Annotated in this window: 3 protein-coding genes; 1 reads left to right on the top strand and 2 read right to left on the bottom strand. The window is 49.0% G+C overall.

All coding sequences use genetic code 11. From position 1 onward, the window contains the following. A partial coding sequence (locus ACJ2PR_RS35050) for a substrate-binding domain-containing protein (RefSeq protein ID WP_446880516.1) occupies nt 1-1911 on the top strand: 1911 nt, incomplete at its 5' end. A gap of 231 nt (nt 1912-2142) precedes the next feature. On the opposite strand, the gene ACJ2PR_RS35045 is transcribed toward ACJ2PR_RS35050, so the two are convergent. Both ACJ2PR_RS35045 and ACJ2PR_RS35040 read right to left on the bottom strand, forming a co-directional pair. Beyond that, nucleotides 2143-4140: a CHASE2 domain-containing protein gene (locus ACJ2PR_RS35045; protein ID WP_446880515.1), complete on the bottom strand. Its 1998-nt coding sequence runs from the start codon at nt 4138-4140 to the stop codon at nt 2143-2145. 3 nt (nt 4141-4143) lie between these two features. After that, a partial coding sequence (locus ACJ2PR_RS35040; RefSeq protein ID WP_446880514.1) for a hypothetical protein occupies nt 4144-4838 on the bottom strand: 695 nt, incomplete at its 5' end.

Below are 4838 nucleotides of genomic sequence, written 5' to 3'. Positions count from 1 at the left end.
GTCGATCATCAGCTTTGGACAGAAGCAGAAGTGATGACTTTGCTAAGAGACAGCCTGAACGTGCTGGCCTTTGTCCATCGGCAAGGCGTGATTCACCGAGACATCAAGCCCTCTAATCTAATTTGCCGTCAATCGGATGGCAGAATTATTTTGATTGATTTTGGGGCAGTTAAACAGGTCAGTCTGGGAGTTGCCGACGCAAAATCTGGAAAAACTGACCTAACCGTTTCGATCGGGACTCAAGGCTACACAGCCAACGAGCAGCTCGCAGGTGAGCCTCATTTTAGCAGTGATATCTATGCGATCGGCATGGTGGCGATTCAAGCATTAACGGGTATTCGTCCTAAGCATCTCAAGAAAGATCCGTACACCCATGAATTTCGGTGGTGTGAGGAGGGAACGCCCGTCTGTGAAGCGCTCGTTAATCTGTTAGATTGCATGGTTCGCTACGACTTTCGGGAGCGCTACCCTACTGCTAATGAGGCCCTGGCAGCACTGCACACTCTGTCTGACTATTTTCCTGAGTACTCGCCTGAATCACCCACAAGCTCTGAGTCAGGCAGCCTGCCGTTCAAACCATTGCTGTTAATGCCAGCAAAAGACCCTTTAGAACCAGTACATTTCAGCAAGAAACCTTTGTATTTTCCAAGCTCAAGCTCCGAGAGATCGGCTCAACGGCAATCTACGGATGGTGGTTCTTCTCAAACAGGGGGCACTGCTGAACGATCGCCCAATAGTCCCGCTTCGGAAATACAGCCAACCGAGCTTCGAGCTTCTTTAAAGACGTTCCTGAAGCGTTTAGTCTCTGTAAGAGGGTTGGTAGCAGTTGGTTTCACCGTTCTGATGGCCAATGCGCTGCTATCTTCGCTGCCTTCTCAGATGATCTCACCTTCAACTCAGGAGTTTGGGTCTTCTCCAGTTCCCACACAGAAGCCGGAGCCATCCGAGTCAACGCCTAGTGTTGAAGTCACTCCTGGTGTTGAACCAGTTCCTAGCGTTGAACTAACGCCCAGTGTTGACCTTTCTCACCCTCCTAGCTTTGGACAAATCCAAAAAGTACCGCCTGGACTGTTTAACTACGGTGGCAGCACAACTTGGGCGCATATCCGACGCGAGGTAGACCCGATTCTCCAAGCTTCACACCCAGAGTTTCGGCTACGCTACACCCATCCCGTTAATGCTACGGCTGGTTCCGGTACGGGAATTCGGATGCTACTAGAAGGGCAGCTTGCCTTTTCTCAATCCTCCAGACCTCTAGAAGAACAGGAGTATCAGCAAGCACAACTGCGAGGCTTTAGCCTGAACCAAATTCCCGTGGCGCTAGAAGGCATTGCGATCGCCGTTCATCCCAGTCTTTCCATTCCAGGATTAAACCTGAGCCAAATCCAAGGCATTTACACGGGCAAGATTACCAACTGGCAGCAAGTAGGCGGCCCAAATCGAGCAATCATACCTTATTCGCGCCCTGCTGCCGATAGTGGAACCGTGGAGTTTTTTGTCAAAAATGTGTTGGGTGGTAGCTTTTTGGGAAACAATGTGCGCTACGTTGACAACACAACAGCGGGCTTACAAAAGGTGTCCACTGATCCTGGTGGCATTTATTATGCTTCAGCGCCAGAGATCGTCTCCCAATGTGGAGTGAGAGCCTTACCCATTGCCCAGGAGTCAAACAATTTTGTGTCTCCTTATCAAGAACCCTTGGTTCCCGCAGAAACCTGTTTCAAGCAGAAAAATCAGTTAAATGCGGAGGCGTTTAAAGCGGGTGAGTATCCCATTACTCGCCAACTATTTGTGATTGTTAAACAAGATGGTCAGACCGACCAGCAGGCTGGCGAAGCCTATGCTCACATGCTACTGACGAGTGAGGGTCAAGAGCTAATTTCTAAAGCGGGATTTGTCAGAATTCGTTAACTTAAATCTTGCATCTCTCGCAACAACCGCCAAGAACTGAAGTTCCTGGCTCATAGCCCAAACCCATTTCAATAGGTTAAAACGCTTGCCGAGTCTTCTTCAGAGGACTTTGGCTATTAGCCGAAAATTGATTTCAGGGCGGTTATTGCGAGGGCTGTAAGATCTCAATTAACCTACGATCGTGAACAACAAACAACTGCCGAGTTAATAACAGCACAGGTAACGACAGCACTACAGGTGATTGACTTCACGATCGAGATCTCCTGCAATTTGTTTGTCTCCTTTCGACTCCAGGGTAGAGTGTAATTCTGCTTGGACTTGCCGATAGAGTTTCTGATCCCCGCCCTTTAGCCCAATTAGAGAATAAAGGAGGACTGGATGGGCTTCCCTTCCGCGTAGACGGCACTCGCCCATAAACACAGCCTCGACCTCATTCTTGACTAGTTTATACAGTGCTTCGGTAATTAAGATATCTGTTCCATTCTCTTTGGTTAGCCCTTGAACTCGGCTGGCAACATTGACGGCATCCCCAATGACGGTGTACTCCATCCGCTGTAGAGAGCCAATATTGCCTGCGATCACCTCCCCATAGCTGATCCCAATCCCATGATGAAACAAGACTTTACCTTGCTTGCGCCATCGAAATTGTAGTTGCAGTAGTGCCCGTCGCATTGCTAAAGCCGCTCGAATGGCACTCATCGCATCATTCTTTTCGCCCTGAGAAACTGGGGAGCCAAACTCTGCCATGACTGCATCCCCAATAAACTTGTCGATCGTGCCTCTAGCTGCGACAATCGCTTCTACCATCGCATTCAGGTAAGCATTGAGTTGAGCAACGAGCTGGTCAGCAGGTAGCTGATAAGACAGCGCTGTGAAGCCGCGAACATCGCAAAATAAGACGGCTGCCTTGAGTTTTCGCCCCTGTAAGAGCGCCTGGAAGTCTTCAGGCTGGCTTAAAATTTCTTGAACGATCGGGGCTGCTACATAGCGCTCCAAAGTGCGGCGCAACCGTCGTTTTTCAAACTGATCCCTCAAAGCACCCGTACTAAGATAAGAGAGTCCACTCAGACAAATCGCGATCGTGGGAGCCATTACGGGTAAAATCAGCCCACCATAGACAAAGCAGAGATAACTAACCCCAACCCAACTACCTGCAACAGCCAGGGCAACCAGAAAAACTAATGTGGAACGCTTAAATAGTTTACCTAAAATCAGGTTGATGCTACCGACTCCAAAAAGAATTAAAACTCCCCGCCAGAGAGGATTAGGAACTACTTCTGAGATGGCTCGGTTCTCTAGCATCGTGGCGATCGCATTGGCATGAATTTCGACCCCTGACAGCATTCCCACAGGGGTAAGATGAGTGTCATGCAGTAAGGTTGCAGTCGGCCCAATCAGTACTAGTTTGTCTTTGAAGACCTGCTGTTGCTTGAGTTTGGCCCAGTTTTCAGCGTGGAGAACTTCCCAAAACGAAATCGTCGGAAATGTTCTTTCTCCACCATAAAAGAAGATGTATCGATTTCCGCCTGGAGAAAAAGGTAAATTGGCAGACTGCAAACTAGCCTGACTAAAAGACATTAGACCTTTTTGTGAATGACGGAGATCTGGATCAATGCGATTGTTGATATAGCTGTCTGTAAAACGTCTCAGGCTTCCGTCGGCTTCGGGTTCGTAGTTGATCAACCCAATAGAGTTTGGAGTAGTCTGAAACATTGAATCAGGATACAGCAGTTGCTCTAAGCCACCGCCAGTCGAAGAAGAAGGCGCATGAACTGCGGCTAATGTCACTCGACCTGCATGGCGTTTTAAGGTTGTTTGCAACTGGCGATCGTCCTCTGGAAAAGGACTGGGTACATCCAGCACCACATCGATTGCGACCCCGCTCGCTCCGGCGGCCATCACACGATCGATCGCTTGAGCATAGGCAGTTCTTCGCCACGGCCAGGATTTAATAGCCTCTAACGCCTGGGACTTACGAGCGTCTTCCTCTGGCAGAGAATCATCATCAATAGAGGCATCATCGATCGCCAAAATTACAATGTTGTCTGGCTGACGAACTGAGCCTCGCAGTTGGAAGAATAGAGACTGTGCTTGAAGCTCCATCACTCTGACTGGCTCTAGATTTAGGGCAGTTGTAACAGCACTACAAAGTGCCCAAGTACACACTAATAGGGGTGCAACTGTCGCTGGAGTAAACCGCCACGATCGGCTAACTTTTTCATCTACCATAGGTTATTGTGGGCAAATATTTGACTTCAAGAAATCATAGGTTTTTGGAAAGCGAACCCGAATTGAGTTAGGAATGCCAGTGCCACAGGCTTGCACTTTTGGAAAAGACTGATCTGGAAATTGCGCTTCATAGCTCTGTCGAATCTTTTTACTTCCGGGCAGCGGTTCTTCGTAGTCTCTGACCCAGGTTCCCGTCACAATCCTTGAAAACTCTGGTTGCTCAAACCGCTCGACTTGGGAAGGATAGCCCGCCGCACTTAGCTGGACTTTTTCGCCTGCTTTAAGATTAACTGGAGCAATGCGACTATCGGTTAACTTACCTTGTAAAGGAGTCGCCTCCGCGTCTGTCTGATCCTCATCCTGACTAATGGGAAGCATCGATCGCGTTACCATCACTTCGCCCTCTAGCACCTTAATGGTCGAGGCTCCTTTGCCATCAACTTCTAGTAAATAGGTCGTGCCTCGCACTCCGGCCACGGCTGAGTATGAACATCCATTGATAGCTCCATTGACTAGCATTGAGCCATGTTGCAGCCGCGCACATTGACCAATCACGAGGCTAGAGTTGTGTGCGAGTCGCCCAACTGCACCTGTGTTAAATTTTAGCTGTGCCCGCGATCGCCCTGTACGAATGCGTTGTCCTCGACTCGCGGTTGCGTTTACCTTGACTTGCCGATTTTGAATAAAAACGTGAGGGC

Source organism: Phormidesmis sp. 146-33 (assembly GCF_052939515.1).
This window is presented reverse-complemented; position numbering and strand designations above follow the sequence as displayed.